The sequence below is a fragment of the Bellilinea caldifistulae genome (genome assembly GCF_001306055.1).
GTDB classification, from domain to species: Bacteria; Chloroflexota; Anaerolineae; order Anaerolineales; family Anaerolineaceae; genus Bellilinea; species Bellilinea caldifistulae.
Window position 1 is genome coordinate 190,034 of the sequence record NZ_LGHJ01000019.1, and the last position, 19,127, is coordinate 209,160.

16 protein-coding genes are annotated in these 19,127 nt (G+C 52.1%); 9 read left to right on the forward strand and 7 right to left on the reverse strand.

Features of this window, described 5'->3' with window-relative positions; all coding sequences use genetic code 11:
- Nucleotides 1-14 precede the first annotated feature (14 nt).
- Genes AC812_RS17715 through recJ form a run of 4 tightly spaced genes read left to right on the forward strand, consistent with a single transcriptional unit; the run spans nt 15 to nt 7,540 of the window.
- Nucleotides 15-2,135, forward strand: coding sequence for a DEAD/DEAH box helicase family protein (locus AC812_RS17715; protein ID WP_061917761.1), 2,121 nt, complete (start codon nt 15-17; stop codon nt 2,133-2,135).
- A complete protein-coding gene (locus AC812_RS14260) occupies nt 2,128-4,395 on the forward strand; it encodes an ATP-dependent helicase (protein ID WP_061917763.1) in 2,268 nt (755 codons plus the stop codon). Before AC812_RS17715 ends, AC812_RS14260 begins: the two co-directional genes overlap by 8 nt.
- Nucleotides 4,379-5,203 carry a PD-(D/E)XK nuclease family protein gene (locus tag AC812_RS14265; protein WP_061917766.1) on the forward strand — a complete coding sequence of 275 codons (825 nt, stop codon included), beginning with the start codon at nt 4,379-4,381 and terminating at the stop codon, nt 5,201-5,203. The genes AC812_RS14260 and AC812_RS14265 overlap by 17 nt, the downstream gene beginning before the upstream one ends.
- The gene (gene recJ / locus AC812_RS14270; RefSeq protein ID WP_061917769.1) at nt 5,204-7,540 is read left to right on the forward strand and encodes a single-stranded-DNA-specific exonuclease RecJ; all 2,337 of its coding nucleotides are present in this window, start codon (nt 5,204-5,206) and stop codon (nt 7,538-7,540) included.
- Here the strand turns inward: recJ and AC812_RS14275 are convergent.
- The gene (locus AC812_RS14275; protein WP_061917772.1) at nt 7,537-8,217 is read right to left on the reverse strand and encodes a TIGR00266 family protein; all 681 of its coding nucleotides are present in this window, start codon (nt 8,215-8,217) and stop codon (nt 7,537-7,539) included. The two genes, recJ and AC812_RS14275, sit on opposite strands and share 4 nt — an antisense overlap.
- A 226-nt stretch (nt 8,218-8,443) precedes the next feature.
- Between AC812_RS14275 and rpsF the strand changes: the two genes are divergently transcribed.
- The 4 genes from rpsF (at nt 8,444) to AC812_RS18190 (ending at nt 10,859) form a co-directional block, all read left to right on the forward strand.
- The gene (gene rpsF / locus AC812_RS14280) at nt 8,444-8,728 is read left to right on the forward strand and encodes a 30S ribosomal protein S6 (protein ID WP_061917775.1); all 285 of its coding nucleotides are present in this window, start codon (nt 8,444-8,446) and stop codon (nt 8,726-8,728) included.
- 28 nt (nt 8,729-8,756) lie between these two features.
- A complete protein-coding gene (locus AC812_RS14285; protein WP_061917777.1) occupies nt 8,757-9,170 on the forward strand; it encodes a single-stranded DNA-binding protein in 414 nt (137 codons plus the stop codon).
- Between the two features lie 12 nt (nt 9,171-9,182).
- Nucleotides 9,183-9,467: a 30S ribosomal protein S18 gene (gene rpsR / locus AC812_RS14290; protein ID WP_061917779.1), complete on the forward strand. Its 285-nt coding sequence runs from the start codon at nt 9,183-9,185 to the stop codon at nt 9,465-9,467.
- A gap of 87 nt (nt 9,468-9,554) precedes the next feature.
- Nucleotides 9,555-10,859 carry a peptidylprolyl isomerase gene (locus AC812_RS18190; RefSeq protein ID WP_061917780.1) on the forward strand — a complete coding sequence of 435 codons (1,305 nt, stop codon included), beginning with the start codon at nt 9,555-9,557 and terminating at the stop codon, nt 10,857-10,859.
- A 52-nt stretch (nt 10,860-10,911) separates the two neighbouring features.
- Here AC812_RS18190 and smc read toward each other — a convergent pair whose 3' ends face one another.
- The 5 genes from smc to moaC form a co-directional block, all read right to left on the reverse strand.
- The gene (smc, locus tag AC812_RS14300) at nt 10,912-14,517 is read right to left on the reverse strand and encodes a chromosome segregation protein SMC (protein ID WP_061917782.1); all 3,606 of its coding nucleotides are present in this window, start codon (nt 14,515-14,517) and stop codon (nt 10,912-10,914) included.
- 35 nt (nt 14,518-14,552) lie between these two features.
- Nucleotides 14,553-15,272: a ribonuclease III gene (rnc, locus tag AC812_RS14305; protein WP_082149135.1), complete on the reverse strand. Its 720-nt coding sequence runs from the start codon at nt 15,270-15,272 to the stop codon at nt 14,553-14,555.
- A gap of 87 nt (nt 15,273-15,359) precedes the next feature.
- On the reverse strand, nt 15,360-16,472 hold the full coding sequence (locus tag AC812_RS14310) for a threonine synthase (protein ID WP_061917785.1): 1,113 nt from the start codon (nt 16,470-16,472) through the stop codon (nt 15,360-15,362).
- Nucleotides 16,473-16,474: 2 nt separating this feature from the next.
- Nucleotides 16,475-17,185, reverse strand: a complete 711-nt coding sequence (gene moaD, locus AC812_RS14315; RefSeq protein WP_061917788.1) for a molybdopterin converting factor subunit 1 — start codon at nt 17,183-17,185, stop codon at nt 16,475-16,477.
- Nucleotides 17,178-17,660 carry a cyclic pyranopterin monophosphate synthase MoaC gene (gene moaC, locus AC812_RS14320; RefSeq protein WP_061917953.1) on the reverse strand — a complete coding sequence of 161 codons (483 nt, stop codon included), beginning with the start codon at nt 17,658-17,660 and terminating at the stop codon, nt 17,178-17,180. The genes moaD and moaC overlap by 8 nt, the downstream gene beginning before the upstream one ends.
- Nucleotides 17,661-17,727: 67 nt before the next feature.
- Between moaC and AC812_RS14325 the strand changes: the two genes are divergently transcribed.
- Nucleotides 17,728-18,534 (forward strand): segregation and condensation protein A, encoded by an 807-nt coding sequence (locus tag AC812_RS14325; RefSeq protein WP_061917791.1) that lies wholly within the window; start codon nt 17,728-17,730, stop codon nt 18,532-18,534.
- Nucleotides 18,535-18,544: 10 nt separating this feature from the next.
- Here the strand turns inward: AC812_RS14325 and AC812_RS14330 are convergent, their stop codons facing one another.
- A complete protein-coding gene (locus AC812_RS14330) occupies nt 18,545-19,102 on the reverse strand; it encodes a hypothetical protein (RefSeq protein ID WP_061917794.1) in 558 nt (185 codons plus the stop codon).
- Between the last annotated feature and the right edge of the window lie 25 nt (nt 19,103-19,127).

The following is a 19,127-nucleotide window of genomic DNA, read 5'->3' on the forward strand; positions in this document are numbered from 1 at the left end:
CCCTGTTAACCCTGATGAGCCTGCCAGAATTTTTCTCCACCCAACGTCAAATTGCCGAATCTCCCCTGAACCGGAAAATATTTTTACATGGCGAACCGGGCAGCGGTAAAACTACAGCCGGTTTGGCACGGCTGGTTTTTCTTCTAGAAAGTGGTATTCCGGCGGAGCAGATTTTGATTTTATTACCTCAGCGCACCTTAGCCCAACCTTATTACGACTATCTGGCTCAAAACCCGCTCCCTCCCGGCGGATTACCAACCATTGTCACCTTGGGCGGCCTCAGCCAGCGTACTATTCAATTGTTTTGGCCAGCAATCAGCGCTGAAGCAGGATTTGCCCAACCTCATCAACCCCCATTGTTTCTCACCCTCGAAACGGCTCAGTATTACATGGCAAAAGTCGTCGAACCGTTTCTCGATCAGGGCTATTTCGAACAACTGGTGATTGACCGTAACCGGCTCTACTCACAGTTATTGGATAACCTCAACAAAGCGGCGTTGGTTGGCTTTGCTCACACCACACTTGGTGAACGGCTGAAACAGGCCTGGAATGGTCAATCCCAGCACCTGATCGTGTTTGATCAGGCCCAGGAATGCATCAAGGCGTTTCGGGAATATTGCCTGGCAAATAACTTGCTGGATTTTTCCCTGCAAATTGAATTGTTCATCCATCACTTGTGGCGTTCTTTTTTGGTACGCAACTATTTACAAACCCAATACCGCCACCTGATTTACGATAATATCGAAGAAGATGCGCCGGCTGCTCATGATGTCATCGGTGAATGGCTGCCGATTTTTGATTCAGCCGTACTCATTTTTGATTTGCACGGCGGCCACCGCATTTTTTTGGGCGCCGATCCACAATCGGCGGCTTTGCTGGCCAATTTTTGCGATGAAGTTGTGGAATTTCCCCCCAGCTTGATCTGCCCTCCACCAATACGCCAGTTTCAATCCGCCCTGGTAAAGTCCGTTCAGCGCCAATTGACCATTGAAGAACTGACTCCGCAAATCAAAACCGCATTTACCCATTTACCGGCTCGTTTTTACCCGGAGATGGTGGATCGGGTTTGTAAAACCATTGATGAATTAGTCCACCAAAAGCAGGTAGCCCCGTGTGAAATTGCCGTACTGGCGCCATTTATGTCTGATTCGCTGCGTTTTTCGTTGATGAACCGTTTGGAAGAGTACCAGATCCCCGCCCGCTCCCACCGCCCTTCCCGCAGTCTGTATGATGAACCGGCTGTACGCACCCTGATCACACTGGCAAAATTAGCCCATCCCCATTGGGAAATGCCGCCCACCCGCGAGGAAATCCGCTCCATGCTGGTCCACTGCATCGCAGATCTCGATTTAGTCCGTGCGGATTTGTTAATGCAAATGGGCTTCGCTGCCAAAAAGCAATCCTTCCCTCTGCGTCCTTTTGAGGAAATCGGTGCGGGGGGACGCGAAAGAATCACTTATTCAGCTGGTTTGCGTTACTCCCGCTTACGTGAATGGCTGTTGAATTATATCGAGCGGGGAGAAGAAGAGGAGCTGGATGTCTTTTTCGCCTTCTTGTTTGGGGAAGTATTATCCCAGCCCGGTTACGGATTTCACGATCATCTGGATGATGCTTCAGTTACCGCTCGTTTGATTGAGTCTATTCAGAAATTTCGGCAAGTCATCGAACCGGTACGTAGCCAGCAACCCGGTTTTTCGGTGGGGTTTGAATATTTGAAAATGGTTCAACAGGGAGTAATTTCCGCTCTTTATCTGACCCCTGTAGAAGAAGAAAATGCCGTTTTAATATCACCGGCATATTCGTTCATCATCAATAATCGCCCGGTGCGCTTTCAGTTCTGGTTGGATTGTGGCAATTTCGGCTGGTGGGAACGCCTGTTTCAACCACTCACCCACCCCTACGTTCTCAGCCGCAACTGGCAGCCAGGAAGGTTGTGGACGGACGTAGAAGAATACGAAACCAATCAGCAATCCCTGATACGAATCATTCGGGGTTTAACCTACCGTTGCAGCGAGCATGTGTTCCTTTGCACCAGCCGAATTAATGAGCGCGGTGCCGAGGAACGTGGCGCTTTATTGCTGGCTTTCCAGGGTTTACTGCGCCGGTTACATCAGCAAGAGGCAGCCCATGAATAACCGCCATCAACCTCGCCCCCACCAAACCCAAATCCTGAATTATTCCGGCGGATGGATGGGCGTATCTGCAGTTCCGGGCAGTGGAAAAACCTACACGCTTTCCTTACTGGCAGCTCAAATCATCACCAGCGGTAAGATCAATGAGGAACAGGAAGTCTTAATTGTCACCCTGGTCAATTCCGCAGTGGATAACTTTGCCACCCGGATTGGTTCGTTTGTAGAACAATTCGGCTTGATGCGCGACATGAACTACCGCGTCCGCACCCTTCATGGCCTGGCCCATGACATTGTGCGCGAACGCCCCGACCTGGCCGGTCTTTCAGACCGTTTCAGCATCGCAGATGAGCGTGACAGCGATGAAATCGTCAAGGCAGCCGTATCGGGGTGGGTGCGTTCTCACCCGGAATTCATCCTGGAATGGACAAACCCCAATCTCAACCCCCAGCGAAATTCCGACCTGCAAAAAAAATGGGAGGACTTACTGGTTAAGGTAGCACGGGCATTTATCCGTCAGGCCAAAGATTTGCAGCTTTCACCTCAACAAATTCGTGATCAATTGAGCAGCACCCATTACAATCATTCGTTGATTCAGTTGGGGTTGGATGTGTATGAAAGCTACCAGCGCGGTCTGATGCTGCGTAGTTTGATTGATTTTGATGACCTGATCCGGCTGGCGCTCAATGTGCTGAATACCGATTCAGATTATTTGCGGCGGCTTCGCTATCGCTTTCCGTATATTTTAGAAGACGAAGCCCAGGACAGTTCGCGCCTTCAGGAAGAAATTTTACGCCGGCTGGCTGGAGAAGACGGCAACTGGGTGCGGGTAGGTGACCCCAATCAAGCCATTTACGAAACCTTTACAACCGCCAGCCCGGAATATTTGCGTAATTTTCTCAAACTGCAAAGCGTCCAGGCATATGACCTGCCCGATTCGGGGCGCTCAACAGCCAGCATCATCCGTCTGGCAAATGAACTGATCCGCTGGACGATTCAGGATCACCCCGTCGAAGCCCTGAGAAATGCACTGACACCACCCTATGTCCGCCCCACACCGCCCGGAGACCCGCAGCCCAATCCGCCGGATGAGCCCAATGAAATCTTCCTTGTGATGAAAAAATTTTCTCCCGAGGGGGAAATAAAGGCCGTGGTTGACTCGCTCAAACGCTGGCTGCCGCAGCACCCGCACCAAACCGTAGCCGTGCTGGTGCCACGCAATGAACGCGGTGGCAAAGTCGTCACTGCGCTGAAAGGTGCCGGCATCCCCGTCATTGAATTGCTTCAATCCAGCCAGACCACCCGGCAAACCGCTGCCGTTCTGGAAAAGATCCTCAAAAGTCTTAATAAAGCCGCCGATAACCGATTGCTGGTGGATGTGTTCAAGGAGGTCATCCGGCTACTTTTCCCGGAAAACGCCCCTGATAACGGGGTTGTGCAGCAGGCAACACAATTATTGTGGGCAAATTCCGAACCCGAAAATTATCTGTATCCCCGCGCGGAAAACAACTGGCTGGATGAGTTACACCGCAGGGACGATTTATTCGACCAGACCACAGCCATATTGAAAGATTTTGCTCTGCTCATGCGCCGCTGGCAGCAAGCAATTCTGCTGCCCATTGACCAGTTGATTTTGACCATTGCTCAGGATTTATTCCGCGAACCAACCCAATTAGCCCTGGCGCACAGCCTCGCCCTCTTGTTGGGACGCACAGCTCAGCGTCACCCGGAATGGCAACTGCCGCAATTTACGGAAGAATTGGGACTAATTGCCCGTAACGAACGGCGTATCCTCGGTTTCAGTGACGAAGAGCCAGGATTTGACCCGGATGAACATCCGGGTAAGGTGGTGGTGGCCACGATTCACAAAGCCAAAGGGTTGGAATGGGACCGGGTTTACTTGATGTCGGTCAACAATTACGACTTTCCTTCCGCGCAAGGGTTTGACCGTTATTATTCCGAAAAATACTTTGTCCGCAATCAACTTAATCTTGAAGCCGAGGCTCTCAGCCGATTGAAAGCCCTCGCCAACCGAGAATTGACATCCCTGTATCTGGAGGAAGGTATTGCCACCCAACAAGCCCGGCTGGAATACTGCGCCGAACGATTGCGCTTATTCTATGTGGGCATCACTCGAGCTCGCCGTTCTTTGATAATCACCTGGAATACCGGCAAAGATACCCAAGGCAGCGAGAACTCCCCGGCTTTGCCTTTTGTCCATCTTCAGAAGTTCTGGGAGGAATACCGCCGTGAAACTTCCGCCTGAATTTACATTTAGCCAGAACAATTTACAGGATTTTATCGAGTGTCCACGTCGTTTTGAACTGCGTTACCTGCTGCGGCAACCCTGGCCGGCAATTCAGTCCCAACCGGTACTTGAACACGAACAGCACCTGCGCCGCGGGGAAATTTTCCACCAGATGATCCAGCAGCATCAAATCGGCTTGCCGGTCGAAAGAATCAGCGCGCAGGCTTACGATCAAACCCTGCTTGCCTGGTGGGAAGATTACCTTGGCAGCCAACCGCATCCCTTACCGGAGCGACGCTTTGTCGAACATATCCTTCAGACCACATTTGGCAACTACCGCTTTCTTGCCAAATTTGATCTAATCGCCATTCAACCTGGCGAGAAAATGATCATCGTGGATTGGAAAACCGGACGGCGCAAACCCCCGCGCAGTATCCTCTCCCGCCGCATTCAAACCCGCCTGTATCCGTTTCTCCTGTGGAAGTGCTCCGCAGCATTGGATAAAACCATCCCCTATTCGCCCGAACAAATCGAAATGATTTACTGGTTCACGGCCGATCCGCTGAGCCCGGAACACTTCCCGTATTCCCAAAAACAGGCAGAGCGCGATGGTGAGTACCTGCTCAAACTGGTTCAGGAGATTGAACAGGATGCCCGAACTTTCTTTCCGCTCACTTCACAAGAGCAACGTTGTTCGCTTTGTGTCTATCGTTCGCTTTGCAATCGAGGAATTACCGCTGGCAGCGCAGAAGACGAGATGGATGAGGAAGTGGATGATGAACGGCTGGATATAGCCTTCGATCAAATTGGCGAGACCGAATTTTAAATGAAACGATCGTTTGCAGGCATTGAACGTATCTGGCTGGATGCCGAGGACACCCCTATCCCATCGGGATTACGGCAATTGGCGGGGGAGAATACATTGCTGGCCCGAACTCTTGCCCGGCGTGGGTTGAAGACCTTTGAGGAAGCCCGTGCCTTTTTGGATCACCGCTTTTACCGCCCCGCGGAGCCCTTTGAAATGCCGGATGTGGAAAAAGGGGTGAATCTGATCCACAATGCCATCCTCGATGGCAAGAAAATTGGCGTGTGGGGTGATTTTGATGTAGATGGACAAACCGCCACTACCCTGCTGGTTTCAATTCTCAAATCCCTCGGTGCACAAGTGGAATACTATATTCCCGTACGCGAACGCGAATCACACGGCGTTCACCTGGATGGATTAGAACGGATGCTTGCCAAGGGTGTGGAGGTGATTCTCACCTGCGACACGGGAATCACTGCTCAGCCGGCCGCGGACTTTTTGCGCCAGCGCGGGATTGGGTTTGTGATCACCGATCACCACACACTGCCCGGCATTCTCCCCACCGCTGACGCGGTAATCAACCCCCAAAGATTATCCGAAGATCATCCCATGCGAACACTGGCTGGGGTTGGGACGGCTTTTGTATTTGCTCAAGCCCTGTGTCAAAGGATGGACAAACCTGAAGTTGCCGAAGAACACCTCGATCTGGTTGCATTAGGATGTGTGGCCGATGTGGCTATTCTGCGGGGGGACACCCGCTACTGGGTACAGCGTGGTTTGGAATTGATGCGAAATCCCCACCGCCCGGCACTTCTGCAGCTCATGCAAAATGCTGAAATCAACCCGGCTCACCTGAACGAACAACATATTGGTTTCAGCCTTGCCCCCCGCCTGAATGCCATTGGACGTCTGGGTGATGCAAACCCGGTAGTTGAGTTCCTCTCCTCATCCGATACGCAAGCTATTGCCCTTTTTGCAGCGCAATTAGAGGGTTACAACAGTCAGCGCCGTTTTCTCACCGATCAGGTGTTCCTCTCCGCTTTACAGCAAATTGATCAAGACTCGCGTGTCCTGGATTATGCTGTTCTGGTGTTGCACCACCCGGAATGGCCCGGCGGCATCAATGGCATCGTCGCCAGTCGGCTGGTTGAAATCTTTCAGCGTCCAGTGATTTTGCTAAGTTCACCACCCGGCCAGCCTATGCGCGGCTCGGCTCGTTCGGTTGAGGGTATCAACATTACTGATGCCATTGCCAGTGCTCAACACCTTCTCAGCGGCTTTGGCGGACATCCCATGGCGGCTGGGCTGGCATTGCCGCCCGAAAATTTTCACGAATTTCGCCGTCTGGTATCGGCTCATGTGGAGTACCAGCGAACCCAAAATCAGCAAAAACCGCTTCTCCTGGTTGACGCGTGGATGAAACTCAGCGATCTGGACTTGTCATGGATCGAGGAATTGGAAAAATTGGCACCTTTTGGAGCGGGTAACCCACCACTGGTCTTTGCCAGCCGCAATCTCACCCTGCTGAATTCAACCCCGATTGGTAAAACGCAAGAACATTTGATGACGATTGTTGAGGATGAGGAAGGAAATACCCGCCGGGTGATCTGGTGGCAGGGTGCTCGTTCCATGCTTCCAGAAGGACGCTTTGACCTGGCTTACCATGCCCGGCCGGTCAATTTTGGCGGTGATTTAGAAGTTCAATTGGAGTGGATCGTTGCCCGACCATTAGAGATGGATTCCATTTCAATATCCGACACCACGCCGCTGGAAGTCATTGATTTACGCACCTCCGAATCCCTTTTGGAGGAACTTGCCGGAAAAAACATTCCCTCCGAGCAGATGCTTTTCTGGGCGGACGGAGCAGTCTCCCTCGACATACCAGTAAAACAGCGTTGGCAACTGACCCCGGCGAAGACACTGGTCATCTGCACACCTCCTCCTTCCCAAAAGGTATTATCCGAAGCGCTCCAACAGGTTCAAGCCAAACGACTCGTTTTGGGCTGCCTTGAACCGCCCGTTGACAAACCCCAGCCCTTTTTACAGGCTCTAACCGGCATGATCAGGTATATACTCAAGAAAAACGGCGGAAAAGCGTCCTTACTCCGAATGGCTGCCGCATTGAATCAGCGCGAAGAAACCATCCTCACCGGCATTGAATGGCTGGCTGGCAAGGGCTTCATCCGCATCATTGAACGAGATGACCAATCCCTCACCCTTGCCGAGGGAGGCGTTCCAGACCCTGCACTCACAAATGAGAAAGAAGCGCGGCTGCGTTCCTTACTGGAAGAAAGCCGCGCCTTCCGCGAATTCTATCGGCAGGCATCCCCTACCAGCCTGATGAGGGAAAATGCCTAATCGCTGGAGCGTTTAGGGATTTTTGGAAGCAGCCAGTTGAGGAAAGCCCCTTCGCTGCGGGTCTGAAGCAGAACTCGCCCCGGGCCGGTCAGGTCAACCACCAGACCCTCACCACCCAGCACGGTGGTTTTCAGCCCGCCAATTGCCCGCACCTTAAAACCCATTTTCTCACTAAAAGCCACCAGATGCCCGGTATCTACGGTATAGGTTTCACCGGCGGACAGTGATAATTCGTGAATCGCCCCATAGCTGGAAAGGATCAAAGTTCCCGTTCCACTGCACCGCAGCATAATCAATCCTTCGCCGCCGAAGAAGGTACGCGCTCCTGACCATTTGGTGTCGGTCACCACTCCTTCCGCCGAAGCAAGGAAGGAACCAGATTGGACAAGGTAGGTTTCCCCGCTTAATTCGGTTGTAAAAACATCTCCGGGTAATGTGGGAGCGAGCAAAAGCTCACCGCCACGAGCCGAAGCCCGATAGGTGTTGACAAAGAACGACTCCCCTCCCAACACCGATCGCGCCAGGGATTGCAGCAGTCCGCCGCGCATTTTCGTTTCGACTTGAAGGTCGGTGGACATGCCAACCATTGCGCCGCTTTCGGCGATAATTCCTTCATTCGGATCAAGCAACACCTTCGCGATCGAATAAGAAGGGCGGAATAGGATTTCTACTTTCATGGAATCAACCTCCTGATTGTTAAAATGTGAGTATACTGTATCAGATTTTTGAAGTTTTATGCTGATTGCGACTATTAAAGTGTGGTTAAATTTGTACCTACCCAAAAAATCTTTTTTGTAGTAAACTACATCGGCTTGCAACGCAGCACAACACGGTTGCTTTCCGCTCTTTGACCGGCTCACGGCAGGGACAAAGGGCAATCCCAAGGAAAGGAGGAATCCCTACATGCGCAGCTACGAGTTGGTTTTCATCCTCCAACCGGAACTGGACGATACAGCCGTTGAAGGACTGGTCGAAAAAGTAAAAGGTTGGATCACGGAAGCCGGTGGGACTGTCAGCAAAATTGATCGCTGGGGAAAACGGCGTTTGGCATATCCGATCAATAAACGCCGCGAAGGCCAGTACATTTTGTTCGACATGAACATGCCACCCGCCTTCAGCAATGAACTGGAACGCAATTTGCGCTTTCAGGAACAGGTAATGCGCTTCTTAATCGTCAACCGCGATTGAGAAACCAATTTTTTTGAGGGAGAATATCATGAGCCGCGGTCTTAACAAAGTCATGATCATCGGCCATTTGGGACGCGATCCGGAAATGCGTTACACCCCTTCCGGACGACCGGTTACCACTTTCAGCGTGGCTACCAGCCGCACATGGAACACCGCAGACGGTGAACGCCATACGGAAACCGAATGGTTTAATGTGGTGACCTGGGGCAATCTGGCAGAAATTTGTAAACAATACCTGACCAAAGGACAGCAAGTCTATGTCGAAGGTCGGCTTCAAACCCGCCGTTGGGAAGATTCTGAAGGGGTTAAGCATACTTCCGTCGAAATTGTCGCCAGTGAAATGATGATACTCGGTGACCGCCGTGATAATGCCCAAAATCAAACCTCCCCCTCTCTTGAAGAAGGTGAGGAAGAAGAAATTGAAGACGAATATCCGTTCTAGGAGTAAGATAGTATGACCGACCAAATTCCAGGCGAGAACGAACAGGTTACCGGTCCACGGCGATTCGTCGCCCGACCTAAGATTTGTCAGTTCTGCGCTGATAAAGACCTGGCCATTGATTACAAAAATGTGGATCTCTTGCGCCGGTACATTACCGAAGAAGGTAAAATCCGGCCGCGTCGCCAGACCGGTACTTGCGCACGACATCAACGGGTTTTGGCGCGCGAAATCAAACGTGCCCGCCACATTGCCCTGCTCCCCTTTGTTGCCGAAGACTGGAGTGAGGCAATCCGCTAATTCTTTTTCCTGTGGCAAACGTTCAGGGCATGGGCAAAAACACGCCCAATGCCCTTTTCTATTTTTTGATTTGGAAAGGCTTTTCAGATGGCAAAGACATCCCGACCTGCTGTAGTTTCCCGCAAACAACAAAGCCGGGTTGAAAAAGAACGGCAGCAACGCCGCATCGTTTTGATGGTGACCATCACCATTGCCGTTGCGGTAGTCCTCATTTTGGGCTACGGGGTGGTAGACACACTCTACCTGCAAAACATGCGTCCCGTGGCTACAGTGGATGGTGAGAAAATTACGTTGGAGCAATTTCAGAACCGCGCCCGTTTTGACCGTTTTCAGCTCATCCAGAACACCATTCAACTTGCCCAGTATCAGCAACTCTTTCAAGCCGACCCAAATTCTGCCAATTACTTCACTTCCCAAATTCAATTGAACGTTTCTAAACTCAATGATCCAACTCAATTGGGCAATCAGGTTATTGATGAGTTGATCAATGAAGCCATCATCCGGCGCGAGGCCCAAAAATTAGGTATCACGGTGACCGATGAGGAAGTGGAAAAAGCATTCCAGGAAGCCTTTGGATTTTTCCCGGACGGCACGCCGACCGCGATCCCAACCGCCACCCCCTTTAGCACCGCCACCTATTCACCTCAGCAGTTAACGCTGGCGCCCTATACGGCAACCCCCACCGAGGCTCCGACCCCCACCCAATCCCCTGAAACGACCGAGACAGCGGTGGAAACTCCTCAGGCAACCGTCACACTCGGTCCGACCAGCACACCCTTCCCAACCCCCACCCCCATGACCGAGGAAGGCTTCAAAAGCGGATTGGAAAATTATCTGGCGACCTTAAAAACCGAAGCACAAATTGATGAAAAGACCTTCCGAGAAATTGTGCGCTCATCATTGCTCTACCAAAAGGTCTTCGATGAAATTACCAGAGATGTGCCGACCGAAGAGGACTGGGTATGGGCTCGCCATATCCTGGTCGCAACGCCTGAGGAAGCCGCCGTGGTGGCTGAATCACTCAAAAACGGTGCCGACTTCGCTCAGCTGGCCGCTCAATTTTCAACCGACACATCCACCAAGGAGCGTGGAGGAGATTTGGGATGGTTCGAACGAGGACAAATGGTCAGCGAGTTCGAAAATGCTGTGTTTTCCATGACGGAAATCGGACAAATTAGCGATCCGGTACAAAGTCAATTTGGCTATCACATCATCCAGCTGCTGGGGAAAGAACGCCGGCCGGTCAGCGAAAACCGTCTCAGCACCCTCAAACAGCAAAAATTCGACTCGTGGCTGGAGGAAACCAAAGCCAGTCTTAAGATCGAACGGAACGAGAATTGGATCGCCAAAGTACCAACCGTACCGACTCTCCCGCCCGGTCTGGGATTCTAATCTCAACTTTTCATCCATAAAAAAGACCGTGGTTATTCCCCGGTCTTTTTTCTCAACGCACCATTTCTTCCCCCACCTCGTCCAAACGCAGAGAGATAACCTGACTGGCGGTATCTTTTCCCATGGTCACCCCATAAATTACATCCGCTACCTGAACCGTGTTGCGGTTATGCGTGATTACAATGAATTGGGTATTGTGACTCAACTCCTGCAGCAGTTCACAAAAGCGACCCACATTAGCTTCATCCAGCATGGCATCCACTTCATCCAGCACGCAAAAAGGCGTTGGGGATACTTTCAGAAGGGAAAAGATCAAGGCAACGGCCGTCAGGCTGCGTTCCCCGCCCGAAAGCAACGATAATCCCTGCTCGCGCCGGCCCGGCAAGCGCGCTTCAATATCAATGCCTCCCTCTGTGGGATTTTCTTCATTCTCCAGTACAAGCCGGGCTGTGCCACCCCCAAATAATCGAGCAAAATTTTCCTTGAATTCCGCCGCCACCGCATCGAATGTCTTGCGGAATTCCGTCTTCATCAGCCCGTCCAGCTCAGCAATAATTTCCCGCAAGTCCTGATCGGCCTTCTTCAAGTCCGCAACCTGCTGAATGAGGAACTCATAACGCTCTTTAACCGACAGGTACTCCGCATGAGCATCCGGGTTGATCGCTCCGATCCGCCGCAACTGGCTGCGCTGGCGGTTGATATTTTCCTCCAAATCGGGCGGAATTTCTTTGACCGCCGGCAATTGCTCGACCATCCCCTCCAACGGCAACGGCGTTGGACCAGAAACTTCACTCTGGTACTCAAATGCCACCAGCCCAAAGTCTTCCTCAATGCGCTGTCGCAAACTTTCCAGATTTTCGCGCAACCGCCCAAATTCCAGTTGAGCCTGGGTGGTATGCCGTTCGGCAACCGCCGTATTCTGCTGGGCGGCGCTCAATTCTTTTTGTAACTCCTCGTATTTATTTTCCAGTTCGTTCAGTTCTTCTTCGGCAGGTTGAATCCTGGACTGCACCTCATCAATGGCTTGATTCAACCGTGCTGCTTCGCCCTTGCACCGGTTCTTTTCCTCTTCTATCTCAGCCAAAAACCGGTCGAGTTGATTCAAGCGTTCCCGGTATGTGTGTTGTTGCTGCTCATTCCTTTCAAGTGTCTGCTGAAAGTCCTTCATCCGCCGCTGAGTGTCCTGCATGGCGCGTTCCATCACGCTTACCTGCGTATTCCAGTGAACAACCTGGGCTTGAAGCTCGTCCAGTACAAGAGCGTTCAGCAATCGCTGCTTTTCTCGCACATTGGACTCCACCACTTGAGATTCGCGTCTCAGGACATCCAATTGCCCCGTCAGTTCCTTTAATTCTTTTTGACTGCTCTGGATTTGTTGAGTGAGTTGTTCCACCTGACTCTGCTGCCAGTTCAATTTTTGACGGGATTGTTCTACCTGCATGGTAATTTTTTGCAATTGGCGCTGTTGCTGCTTTTCCTGCTCCCGCGCCTCTTCCAATTCCTTCTCGGTCGCCCGCCGCTGGTTTTCCAGCGCTTCGCGTTGTTTCTGGTTTTCGAGCAAGAATGCTTCTCCATCCGCCAGTTGTTTCTCCAAATTGCGGATTTCTGCGCTCAGCTCCCTCAATTGACGCGGGCGGGAGATGATTTCGGCGCGGGTTTCCTTACCGGCACGCACCTCACCACTGCCAAAAAAAACCTCGCCGCGCAACGTCACAATGCGCAAATCAGGAGGCTGATTGGGGAAAAGTTTCCGGGCTGTTTTCCGGTCACGGACAACCCAAACCTTTCCCAACAATAGCCTGACCAGCTGATTCATCGCCGGAGGATACGAAACCAGCTCAGCGGCATTTCCAATGACGTTCTCCTCCTGCGGTGCGGGATAATGGCTCTCGCCTCTCAACCATTCCAGCGGAAATAACACAGCCCGTCCATTTTCGGCATTTTCCAAAACTTGAAAGACCTCTTCGGGTTCTACTCCCGATTCGACCGCCAGACCTTCCAAACGATCCCCTAACACAGCCGCTAACGCAGTCGTCAGTTCAGCAGGCACCTCAATCAGACGGCTTATCGGGTGAATTTCGCCCCCAATTTTGCGTTGTTCGGCTGCCATCATAATCAGTTTGACACCCTGACCTAACCCGCTGAGTTTTTTTTCGGCCTGTTCCAGTACTTTACGCTCGGCTTGTTTACGGGCCAACTCGGCACGGATTGCGTTGTTTTGTTCGTACAGTTGACTGCGGCTTTCCTCGAGCAGACGCTGTTTCTCTTGCAAATCCAATAGCCCAACTTCCACTTGCTGCCTTCTACCCACCAGATCATCCAGCGCTTTTTGAACCCCATGTAGCTCAATTTCTGACTGGTGAAGCGCATCTGCCAATTGCGGAATCTGCTGCGCCAGACGGTTTTCTTCACTTTCTAATCGTTCCAACCGATGAAACAACTCCCGCTGGCGTGCATTGATTTCAACCTGCTGCGTTTCCAGACGGGTTAATTTTCGACGCAAATCACGAACCTCTCCTTCCACCTGATCCCGCTGGGCTTTCTTTGCAGCAAAAGCAGTTTGAGCCGCTTCCGCCTGCTGTCCGGCATCACGAAGCGCGGTTTGTTGAGCGTCAAGTTCTTCCTTTACTTCTTGCAATCGCCTGGAATGTTGCTGATGTTCTTCTTCCAAACGGGTTAAGTCGTGTTGAGTAGTCGTCTTTTGTTCGTTTAGGGAACGCTGACGTTCATCTAACACTGCCAGAGTGCGGTTGATTTCCTCCCGCTGCCGATGCACCACCGCCGATTGGGTGTGCCACTCATTCAACACCTCTCTCAATCGTTGAACTTGAAGCCGAATTTCCTGCACCCATTTTTCCACCTGTTGGCTTTGCAGACGGGCTTGATGCAGCCGATTTTCCTGTACGGTCAGCACTTCACGGGCGTGGGTCAGCTCTCCCTGTAAGCGCTGCCATTGGTAACCGTACCATTCTCGCAGGAGCAGTCGCAAATCGGCTTTGATCCGCTCGTATTCGATCACCCGGGCAGCCTGTTTTTCCAGGCTCTTCAATCGTGGTTCTAGTTCGCTCAGAATATCCTGAACCCGTTCCAGATTGCGGCGGGTTTGTTCCAGGCGATTGAGCGCTTCTTCCCGCCTTGAGCGGTACAAACCGATACCGGCTGCCTCTTCAAAAAATTTTCGGCGTTCTTCTGGGCGTAGAGAAAGCGCAGCATCTACCAAACCCTGACCGATGATGGTATAAGTTCGTTCCGCCAGGCCCGATTGTGCCAGGATCTCGGAGATTTCTTTCAATCTCACCCGTTGACCATTGAGCAGGTATTCATTTTGCCCATCCCGATAGGCACGCCGTGCGATGGAAACCTCCGCATAATCAATCGGCAGCCAGCCATCCTCATTTTCAAAGGTAATCATTGCCGATGCCATGCTGGCGCGCGGGCGCAATTCCGAACCGGCAAAAATCATGTCCTCAGTCTTTCGGCCGCGCAGGAGGGTATACGATTGTTCACCCAGCACCCACCGGATGGCATCCGCAATATTGGATTTACCAGAGCCATTTGGCCCAACAATTGCGGTAATTCGGCCCGGGAATTCAAAAACTGTCCGGCTGGCAAAAGTTTTGTAACCTTGCAGTTCAAGGGTTTTTAATCGGCTGGTCATGAAGGACTCAATCTTTTCTTCTTTCCGGCTGGGTTTTAGAACACCAGTCCCAATTTCTCAAGCGCCTTGCGGGCTGCGTTTTTGGCGGCTGCCTGTTTGCTGGGTCCAACACCTTCGGCATAAACTTCGCCGCCTATCACCACCGCCACCTCAAATAGTTTGGAATGGTCTGGCCCCTGTTCTGAGCGGGTGACGTACTGTGGAGCGTGAAAGCCCTGCGACTGAGCCCATTCCTGAAGGAGGCTTTTTGGGTCTTCGTTTTTTCGGTTGATCAGGATATCTTCCGCTGCTGTTTCCAGAAAAGGAAATAGAAATTGTTCCACTTTTTCAATACCACCATCCAGATAAATAGCGCCGATTAAAGCCTCGAAGGTATCGCACAATAACGCCGAACGATCCCGCCCCCCAGCCTGCGACTCGCCTCTTCCCAAACGCATGGCATTCCCCAGTTTAATTTGGCGGGCAAAATCGGCCAGCTGCTCGGTATGTACCAGAGCCGAGCGCATACGGGTTAAATCACCTTCGGGCATTTCGGGGTAATGATGATAAAGCCATGCCCCTACCACAAAATCCAACACAGCATCCCCCAGGAATTCCAACCGCTCGTTATCTTCCAGCGCTTCTGGATGCTCGTTCAGGTAAGAACGGTGAGTTAAACATCGGTACAGCAGCAACGGATCATTGAATTCCAGCCCCAAACGGGCTGCCAGTTCCTCAGGCGATTCCTGCACAAAATGCAGATCACCATTTTCCATAGATTCCTCCGCGGAACTCAAGGGGCGCAAGCCACCCAGCCGGATTATCCAATCCATTACCGCTCAAGTAGCTCGCGTTCCTTTAGTTCAATGAGTTTGATTTGAAGGATAATATTTTAACCCATTTCCGCTGATTACGGCAACTACTGGCTGGGGTATTTTCGATAAGCTTTTTTTTGCAGCCGCCCAAACCAGAGCGGAGGTGGGTTCTACATAATAGCCGCGCTTTCCCAATTCAATATAAGACTGGTAAATTTCTTCTTCTTCAATGGCTATAAAATCCCCTCCGCTGGCTTGAATTTCCTCAATCAAGACCTTACCCCTGACCGGCTGACGAACACGCACACCTTCCGCGAGGGTATCCCCTTCCCCTGTGGCATCCATTGCATCCAATCCGCTTTGAAAAGCCCGTACCACCGGGTCACAAGCAGCTGCCTGCACACCCACGTAGTAAGGTACTCGTTCAATCCATCCTGCCTTTTTCAAGGCAGAAAATCCCCGTACAATCCCCAACAACAAGCCGCCATGCCCAACTGGTGCAATCAAACTGGCGGGTACACTTCTGCCCATCTGTTCCCAAATTTCATAAGCGATGGTGGCAATTCCCATCAGGCCAAACGGCAGGTAAGCATGGCTGGCGTAAGGCACGCCTTTTTCTGCTTCCCGTAAAACAGCCCGGGCAGCCTCCGAACGCGGGCCGGGCACAGGAATCAGCTGTGCGCCGTACCATTCAATTTGCCGTCGCTTCGGGCCAGAAGCGCTCTCTGGAACATAAATGCGGCACTTCAAACCGGCACGGGCAGCGTACGCCGCAAATGATGCCCCGGCATTCCCGGAAGAATCCTCGACGGCTTCATTCACCCCTCGTCCCAGTAATTGACTGACCAGCACAGCGCTGCCGCGGTCTTTGTAGGACCCGCTCGGGTTGAGGCTTTCCATTTTGAGCCCCACCGGTTGATCCGCTATGACTTCCCACAATAATGGCGTGTTCCCTTCTCCAAGCGTCACCACCGGTGCGCCTTCGACCAGATCAAAAAAAGCCCGGTACCGCCAGTAACCCGGCAGGTGATGTTGGAGCTCATCGAGCGAAAAGTGAGGGACATCGTCATAATCATAAACTCCGCCGCACTCCGGGCAGCGAAACGGTACACCCTCATCCGGATATGGTTTGCCGCACACCACACATTGGATTCTTGCCATGTTTATTCACCCTTCTGAGGATGATAACTTCCTTCAATCCATTCTTCGCCATTCGGCATGATTTCTTTTTTCCAGATTGGGACGATTTCCTTCAATCGGTCAATTCCGTAGCGGGCGGCTTCAAATACCCCTGTATCCCGATGAGCTGCCGTGCAGGCAATCATGACGGTAGGTGTGCGCGGTTTGAGATGACCGACGCGTTGCACAATTGCAATGCCTTCGACTGCCGGCCAGCGGGCGCGGATTTCTGCGGCGACCTGTGCCATTTTGGCTTCTGCCATCGGTACATAGGCCTCGTATTCCAGCGCAATGGTCTGGTGGACTTCGCCGCGCCACGTTTCCCCCCGCACCATGCCGGTAAAGATGCAGGCGGCACCGGTTGTCGGCAAGGTAATCTCATCTAGTAGTTCGTTCAAGTCCAATTCCTCCGAGGTGATTCGGAAAATCGTCGGCGGGCTGCCCCCGCTGACCGGCGGAAAGAAAGCCACCTCATCCCCGGCTTGAATCCAGTCCTCATCAGCGGCGTACTGCTGGTTTACTGCCACCAGTACATTCGCCAGCCGCTCGTTGATTAGGGGAAAACGCTCCCCCAGCAAGCGCTTCAAATCCGCTACCCGAAGAGGCTGGGGCAAGACAATCATTTCTTTATCCACCCCGCATAATTCTTTAAGATGAGCAAAGAACAAGACTTTTATCGCTCCCATTTCACTCATTGATCACATCTCCACTTACACCGCCGCGTTTTTCTACCAGACGAATGTTTTGAATGCGGGCTGTTTTTTCAACTGCTTTGACCATGTCGTAAACGGTCAGGGCTGCCACCGCTACCGCGGTCAGGGCTTCCATCTCAACCCCGGTTTTGCCACTGCTCTTCAAGCGCGCGGTGATTTCGACGCCCGGTAATTCATCCCGAATTTGTAAATCAACCTGAACCTGATGGATGGGAATCGGATGGCACAGGGGAATTAACTCGGCGGTGCGCTTGGCAGCTTGAATACCGGCAATCTGGGCTACCGTCAGCACGTCGCCCTTTTTCATCAGACCCGCACGTATTAATGAGATGGTTTCGGGTTTTAGGTGGACTTCGCCTTTTGCGACGGCTGTTCGTTCCGTTTCCGGCTTTGAGCCGACGTCCACCATACGCGCCCGGCCTTCTTCATCAATGTGAGATAGTTTCGAATCGGTCATAGCAAAATTATAATGCCAAACCGGCTTACACACCTTGGCCACTCCGCACAATGTTATAATCAGCCGCATGAGTCTTCAAATCGCCGCTCACCAGACCGAGCATTATCAGGTCAACACGGAGGTATTCAACGGCCCTCTGGATCTATTGCTGGAATTGATTGAACGGGCTGAACTGGATATCACCCGTCTGGCGCTGGCACAGGTCACCGATCAATATCTGGAATACATGCATCGGTTGCAGCAACACAATCCGGCCGAGGTATCCGCTTTCCTGGTCATCGCTGCACGGCTGGTTCAGATAAAATCGGCCGCCCTGCTGCCTCGCCCAGCCGTCATTGAAACCAGCATAACCGAAGAAGACCCCGGAGAAGCCCTCGCCCGTCAGTTGATCATTTACAAGCGCTTCAAAGAACTGGCTGGCTATCTTCAGCAACGCGAGGAAAGTCAGCTGCGCACCTACCTGCGCCTAGCCCCTCCCCCTCATCCATTACCGCCGGCTCGTCTTGATTTGAGCGGCTTGACTTTGAAGGATCTGGTTAACGCCGCAAGGAGTGTGTTTTTCAATAAACCGACACTTACCGCCTTGGATCGGGTGGTTAGTATGCCTCGCATCACCATCCGCGAGAAAATTCAAACCATCATCCACCGCTTACGCACTGGCGGAATGACCACTTTCCGCTCTCTCTTGCGACCAGATACCAGCCGCGTTGAGGTAGTGGTTACCTTTCTGGCGCTGCTGGAACTGGTCAAACGGCGCATCGTTGCCGCCCAGCAAAACGGCTTGTTTTCTGACATCGAAGTCCAACCCGCAGCTGATTTGAGCCGGGACATGGAAAATATCAACTGGGACGAAGATGAAGAAGAGCAACCGTGAAAGAGAAGCGTCATTCCTCTGATGGCAGATTTTCGCTCTCTTCAGCCACCAGCTCCACCGGCAACCGTCCGCTGACCCAGACGATCATCATATTCAGGTCATACTCATGCGTGGTATCCTCCGGATAGGCCTCAGCAAAAGCATCATCCAGCGTTACAAAATTATCCTTTTCCGGCCAACGGGTTAAAAATCCGGGCAGGACGGCACGGTCGGCTTCCACCGGCAACACTTCCCAGCCCCTGGATTGTAAAAACGCCACCACTTTGGCGGCTAAATCGGTGTGCAGTTCAAACCACGCCTGACAGATTTGTGCCACCATCTCCGGAGAACGCTCAAAGGCCGAAACAGACGCACGACTTTTGAGCGCTGCCGGCGCCAGGGTGCTGTTGCGAAAACCGGCCACTTTCACCAGTTTCTTCACCAGCCGGTTGATTGCGGCTTGGCGCTCCTCGGACAGACGGTCGAAATTGCCAAAGACCTCCTGAAGCAATTTCAGGCGGTATTCCGGCAGCATAAATTCATTGATTGCGTGAAAAGGGATGAAGCGGACTTGTTTTTCTTTACTCATGGGCGCAATTATAATCGAATGCACG

Excerpts from the sequence above, each read along its gene's own strand:
- AC812_RS14275 (WP_061917772.1), bottom strand. The coding sequence starts at position 8,217 with ATGAAAGTAGAAATCCTATTCCGCCCTTCTTATTCGATCGCGAAGGTG.
- AC812_RS17715 (WP_061917761.1), top strand. The coding sequence starts at position 15 with ATGAGCCTGCCAGAATTTTTCTCCACCCAACGTCAAATTGCCGAATCT.
- AC812_RS14310 (WP_061917785.1), bottom strand. The coding sequence starts at position 16,472 with ATGGCAAGAATCCAATGTGTGGTGTGCGGCAAACCATATCCGGATGAG.
- AC812_RS14325 (WP_061917791.1), top strand. The coding sequence starts at position 17,728 with ATGAGTCTTCAAATCGCCGCTCACCAGACCGAGCATTATCAGGTCAAC.
- rpsF (WP_061917775.1), top strand. The coding sequence starts at position 8,444 with ATGCGCAGCTACGAGTTGGTTTTCATCCTCCAACCGGAACTGGACGAT.
- recJ (WP_061917769.1), top strand. The coding sequence starts at position 5,204 with ATGAAACGATCGTTTGCAGGCATTGAACGTATCTGGCTGGATGCCGAG.
- AC812_RS14260 (WP_061917763.1), top strand. The coding sequence starts at position 2,128 with ATGAATAACCGCCATCAACCTCGCCCCCACCAAACCCAAATCCTGAAT.
- rnc (WP_082149135.1), bottom strand. The coding sequence starts at position 15,272 with ATGGAAAATGGTGATCTGCATTTTGTGCAGGAATCGCCTGAGGAACTG.
- moaC (WP_061917953.1), bottom strand. The coding sequence starts at position 17,660 with ATGACCGATTCGAAACTATCTCACATTGATGAAGAAGGCCGGGCGCGT.
- AC812_RS18190 (WP_061917780.1), top strand. The coding sequence starts at position 9,555 with ATGGCAAAGACATCCCGACCTGCTGTAGTTTCCCGCAAACAACAAAGC.
- moaD (WP_061917788.1), bottom strand. The coding sequence starts at position 17,185 with ATGAGTGAAATGGGAGCGATAAAAGTCTTGTTCTTTGCTCATCTTAAA.
- AC812_RS14330 (WP_061917794.1), bottom strand. The coding sequence starts at position 19,102 with ATGAGTAAAGAAAAACAAGTCCGCTTCATCCCTTTTCACGCAATCAAT.
- AC812_RS14285 (WP_061917777.1), top strand. The coding sequence starts at position 8,757 with ATGAGCCGCGGTCTTAACAAAGTCATGATCATCGGCCATTTGGGACGC.
- rpsR (WP_061917779.1), top strand. The coding sequence starts at position 9,183 with ATGACCGACCAAATTCCAGGCGAGAACGAACAGGTTACCGGTCCACGG.
- smc (WP_061917782.1), bottom strand. The coding sequence starts at position 14,517 with ATGACCAGCCGATTAAAAACCCTTGAACTGCAAGGTTACAAAACTTTT.